Genomic DNA, 4,865 nt, shown 5'->3' with positions numbered 1-4,865 from the left:
GGCCGGAACGTCACCGGTCCCTTCCTCGGGAATCGTCTTGGATTCTTCCCAGTTGAACACCCGTGCGTTGTACGGACAGGCGGCCATGCAGTACCGGCACCCGATACACTTGTCGTAGTCGATTTCGACGATTCCGTCGTCGCGGGTGTAGGTCGCGTTGACCGGACACACTTTGACACAGGGTGCGTTCTCACAGTGTTGGCACGCCGTCGGCTGGTAGCCCATGTCGAGCGTGCCGTCTTCGCCGTGTTCCGGGTACGTCCCGGCCGGGGTGTCGATTTTGTCGCCGCCTTCCGTGAGGACGCGGTTCCAATACTGTCCCATCGGGACGTTGTTCTCCTGTTTACACGTGACTGCACACGCGTGACAGCCGATACATCGCTCTTGGTCGATTACGAGTCCGTATTTCGTCATGATTAGTCACCTCCTGCCCCAGCGACGGGTTTGTTGACCCCGGTCGGCTGGTTATCCGCGTATTTGCTCGTGTCGATATCGTCCGGGGCCGGTTCGACCTCGACGCGCACGTCGTAGAACGCGAAGTTGCCGGTCACTTCGCAGACATCGGTGTGCGTCAGGTCGTTGTGGTGGCCGCGAACGTAGTCGCTACCCCACCAACCCTGATCGGTGTTGACTAAGCCGGGTTGGATAGCTTCGTTCAGCTTCGCTTTGACGACCATCTCGCCGCGGTCGTTGTGGACGCGGACGTAGTCGCCGTCCTCGATACCGCGTGCCTTCGCATCTTTGGGGTTGATGTCGAGCTGCGGCTCAGGGTTGATCTCACGAAGCCAGTTTTGGTACTCGTACTGCGAGTGGATGCGCCACTTCGAGTGCTTCTGGATGAACGTCAGTGGGTAGTCGTCCGCAGTCTCCCAGTCGTCGGCGGTCCGACTCTCCATCGGTTTCGGGAATTCGAGGGAGACCCCGTTTTCCGTCGGCGCGTCTTCGTCGTATATCTCCAGCCGACCCGACGGCGTGTTGAACTCGCCTTTGAACTTGACCGTCGGGGTGTTGACCTTGACCGTACCTTGTCTCTTGAGCGTCTCGTAGTCGACGACGTCGTCGTGTTTCAACATCGTCTTCAGCGTCTCCGACTTGTCGCGGATGAAGTAGTCGCCGTACCCGAGCCGTTCGGCGAGGCGGACGAGCATCCAGTGGTCGGATTTCGCCTCCCACAGCGGGTCGTGTGCCGGCTGGCGATACATGATGTGCGGGTGGCCACCCCACGTCGTGACGACGTCCTCACGCTCGAACCAGTGCGACGCGGGCAGGATGATATCCGCGTGCTGGACGGTCGGCGTGTGGTGCATGTCCGCCACGGCGATGAGGTCGAGGTTCTTCGCCGCCTCCAGCCAGCGTTGTCGGTCGGGGAGCTGGTTGGCGATGAAGTTCGATTCCTGGGCGTACATCACCTTCAGTTGGTGCGGGTCGCCCGACTCCATGGCTGTGAGAATTTTTGTCTGTGGGAGGACGGTCGTGCCGGCACCGTCTTCCACCGAGCCGTAGCCACCGTCGTTGTAGGAACCGCCTGCGGGGTGGCTTCCCTGAAGGCTCCCGTGGCGACCGTAGTCGCCGGTGAGCGCCAGTAGGATGGCGTACGCCTGCCCAAAGATGTGACCGTACTTGTACCGGTCGATACCGTACCCAGACGCGATTCCGCCGGGGCCGCGGGTCGCAAGCCACCGTGCGGCCGTCCGGATGTTCTGGGCTTGGATGCCGACCTCGCTGGCGATTTCGTCCGGGTCGTAGTCGGCGACGAACGATTCGAGCATCGTCATGGCCGTCTGGCAGGTGACCCCGCCAACGGTGTACTCCCCGAAGAGCGCGTACTCGCCGTACGTCTCGGGTTCGAGTGCGACCGGTTCGCCCGTCGTTTCGTCGATGGCGACCGGGCGGTCCTCGGTGACGCCCTCGACGACCTCGCTCGCGTCGAGCAGTTTGCCGTTGTCCGAGCGGACAAGCGCCGGAGCGAGCGACCGCTCGCGGAGGAACTCGGTGTCGTAGGTCTCTTCGTCGAGAACAGTCTTGATCATCGCCAGCGTCAGCGGCGTGTCTTTGCCGGGTTTGACCGGCAACCACAGGTCCGCTTTGGCCGCGGTGTTGGTGAACACCGGGTCGACGCAGACGAGTTTCGCCCCGTTTTCGACGGCATCGAGGAGCTTCGACGCATCTTGCTGCAGTTGGCTGGCGAAGATGTCCGACCCCCAGACGATGACCGTGTTCGCGTTTTTCCAGTCGGCGACCTCGTTCGTCGGGACGTTGAAGAAACCGCCGCCGGAGAGGCGACGGAATCCGAGACCGACGTTGATGTCGATAGACCACGTCATCTGCGTCCCACCGAAGAGGGACGAGAGACGGCTCTGTATCGTCGCGCTGATACCGTTGTCACCGGAGCCGGTTTCGAAGTAGACGCTCTCGGGACCGTACTGTTCGCGCGCGTCTTCCATCTCCGACGCGATGTGGTCGAGGGCTTCGTCCCACGTGATGCGCTCGAATTCGGCGTCGTCACCGCGGCCCTCCGGGTTCGGGTCGTCCGGCGACCAACCGACACGACGCATCGGGTATTTCAAGCGCGTGGAGTTGTAGACGCGCTGTGTGTGAGACAGGCCGAGCGTACAGGCGCGCTTGTACCGCTCGTCTTCGGGAACCTGCGGTTCGATCTTTCGGACGCGTCCGTCGCGGACGTGCGCCTCTAACGGGCACTTGCCACGGCAGTTAGGGGCGCACGCGGTCTTGATGACCTCGTCCTGCCCGACGAAACTGTCGATGCCGGGGTTTTGCTGCGAGAACGGTTCGTCGCCCGTCTGGGCCAGCGACGAAATGTATCCGCCCCCGCCGAGGCCGAGTGCGACGGCGGCGGCGCTACTCGCCTTCAGGACGTCGCGGCGGTAGACACCATCACCGTCCGCCATCATCGAATCCCTCTGGACGCGTCGGGCGGCTGTCCTCGCCGAACTCGTCGAGGACCTCCTCGTGATATTTCTCGTGGAACGCTTCGTCGGTTAACTCGCCGTTTGAGACGCGAATCGCGTCACGGGCCATTCGTAATCCAAGGTCGGCGTCGTAGTCGACGCCGTCCAGAATCTGCTTGGCCTCGTCCTCCCATTCCGGGAGTGGCGTCAGTCTCGGCTGTTGGGGGTCCGTCATAGGTACAGTCGAGATGAGGTATTCCGGTCCAGTAGGGAAGTCGCTGCATAATGAAGTAGTTTATAACCACGCTATGCGGCGAGAAGCCATAGCACAGAACGATTGAGACGCAGGTACTGACACTCGAATCGTCGTGCAATGCAACTAGGTCTGAGACGAGTCGGCAGAATCGAAGACGGCCCTCGTAAGCTTCGATTCGACGGCGTTCAGTCGCTGTGAGAGCGCCGACTTCGAGATTTCGAGGGTCGCCGCAAGCGTTTCGAGGTCTGTCCGCCGTGGCGTCTCGTAATAGCCTTCGCTGACAGCAATCATCGCGGCCTCTCGTTGTTTCTCCGTGAGGTGCGAGAGGTCGATTGTGGCCGTCGGCGACGCAGTCGCCGCCGTCGACTGCTTGGTCGTCAGACGTCTGAGTGAGACGCGCTCGGCGACTGCATCGAGCCGTTCGATAAGGTCGTTGATAACCGACCGGTCCGACAGGAACGTCTCGATAATGATACCGGACGAATCGGCACGCTGGATACGAGGGACACAACCGACTTCACTGAACGCGAGGCAGAGACACGATTCGTCGACCGATGTCGTCGAATGGACAACGTGAGAATCGCCGGCTTCACCGTGAATAGTGACTTCCGCGTGGCACGTATCGTGGGTAATCTGATTGTGTACGTCCTCGACGGTCGAGTCCGGGTGCGACAGCGGACAAGCGCACTCCTCTGCAAGTTCAATCTCCAACAGAACTTGAAGCGATTGCTCCCGCGAAGGTACTGGCTTTGAACGCGTTGACCCCGTCTCAGAATCCCCCATCGTAACCAGAAGTCGACAGTGTGGTATTAAATATATTGTGTTGATTTGAAAAATACAGTAATGATAGAGTGCGATATGAGCTAGGAACAGAATAAATGTCTACTCTATAACCATTGTAGTTTACAAATTATGAATATCCAATTGTGAACAATATGTGCGTCTATTGGTTTCGTTTCGTGCGTCCTCAGGCGCCGGGTGCTCCGACATACACTTGGCCAATGTATAGAACCCCGAACAACGTCGCGTTGTACAGGCCGTGGACCAGCGAGGGGACGACGATATTGTCGGAGTATTCGTACACGGTTCCGAAGGCGAGCGCCGGGACGAGCAACAGCCCGATTGTCACGAGTCGGGCGCTGGCAGCGCCCGTCAGTGCGACGTAGTGAATCGAGGCGAACAGAAGACTGGTCAACCCGATTGCGAGTACGGGCCCGAATCGCTCGCGGAGCCGGCCCTGAACGACACCCCGGAACAAGAGTTCTTCACCGGGGCCGATTAGCAGAATCGAGGCGGGAACCAACAACAGCAGAATGTGTGGGTGTTCCAGCCCGGTGGTGGCGGCGCTGTTTGCTGCGCCTTCGAGGCCGAGTTGTGAGATTGTGTAGCCAGCAATCCCGATTCCGACGAACGTGAGAACGTAGGTTACAACGACGGCAAGCGCCTCGCGGGTCGAGGGCACGCGAGCGGGGATTCGGAACTTCGACTGCCGGACCCACGACCGGTCGCCGACGACTGTTGCGAGGAACTGGCCGACGTAGTGTCGAGCGCCGGCGTAGGTCAGTGCCGTCGCGAAGCAGCCGACCCCCTGTGTCGTAATCAACCCGCTGACGATGAGCGCCGCCGGGGTGAGTTCGTACCCCGCTACAGAAAGGGCCACAATCGCCCACACCGCGCGGAATGCACCGAGAGCTTAACCC

Annotated in this window: 5 protein-coding genes; all 5 read right to left on the bottom strand. The window is 60.6% G+C overall.

Going from position 1 to position 4,865, the window contains the following annotated elements; translation table 11 throughout:
* Positions 1–414 (bottom strand): 4Fe-4S dicluster domain-containing protein (locus QT222_RS06605; RefSeq protein WP_491476702.1); only part of this gene is annotated, 414 nt, incomplete at its 3' end.
* Between the two features lie 2 nt (positions 415–416).
* Complete coding sequence (locus QT222_RS06600) at positions 417–2,909, bottom strand: molybdopterin-dependent oxidoreductase (RefSeq protein WP_491476701.1); 2,493 nt, start codon at positions 2,907–2,909, stop codon at positions 417–419.
* Positions 2,896–3,144 (bottom strand): 4Fe-4S ferredoxin N-terminal domain-containing protein, encoded by a 249-nt coding sequence (locus tag QT222_RS06595; protein WP_491476700.1) that lies wholly within the window; start codon positions 3,142–3,144, stop codon positions 2,896–2,898. Before QT222_RS06595 ends, QT222_RS06600 begins: the two co-directional genes overlap by 14 nt.
* 144 nt (positions 3,145–3,288) lie before the next feature.
* The gene (locus QT222_RS06590) at positions 3,289–3,948 is read right to left on the bottom strand and encodes a helix-turn-helix domain-containing protein (RefSeq protein WP_491476699.1); all 660 of its coding nucleotides are present in this window, start codon (positions 3,946–3,948) and stop codon (positions 3,289–3,291) included.
* Between the two features lie 184 nt (positions 3,949–4,132).
* Positions 4,133–4,837 carry a CPBP family intramembrane glutamic endopeptidase gene (locus QT222_RS06585; protein ID WP_491476698.1) on the bottom strand — a complete coding sequence of 235 codons (705 nt, stop codon included), beginning with the start codon at positions 4,835–4,837 and terminating at the stop codon, positions 4,133–4,135.
* Positions 4,838–4,865: the final 28 nt, after the last annotated feature.

The organism is Haloferax sp. s1, from assembly GCF_058382125.1.
Note: the sequence above shows the minus strand (reverse complement) of the source record. Positions and strands in the feature narration are given on the sequence as shown.

Coding starts and splice junctions, on each gene's coding strand:
- QT222_RS06595 (WP_491476700.1), bottom strand. CDS start 3,144: ATGACGGACCCCCAACAGCCGAGACTGACGCCACTCCCGGAATGGGAG.
- QT222_RS06590 (WP_491476699.1), bottom strand. CDS start 3,948: ATGGGGGATTCTGAGACGGGGTCAACGCGTTCAAAGCCAGTACCTTCG.
- QT222_RS06600 (WP_491476701.1), bottom strand. CDS start 2,909: ATGGCGGACGGTGATGGTGTCTACCGCCGCGACGTCCTGAAGGCGAGT.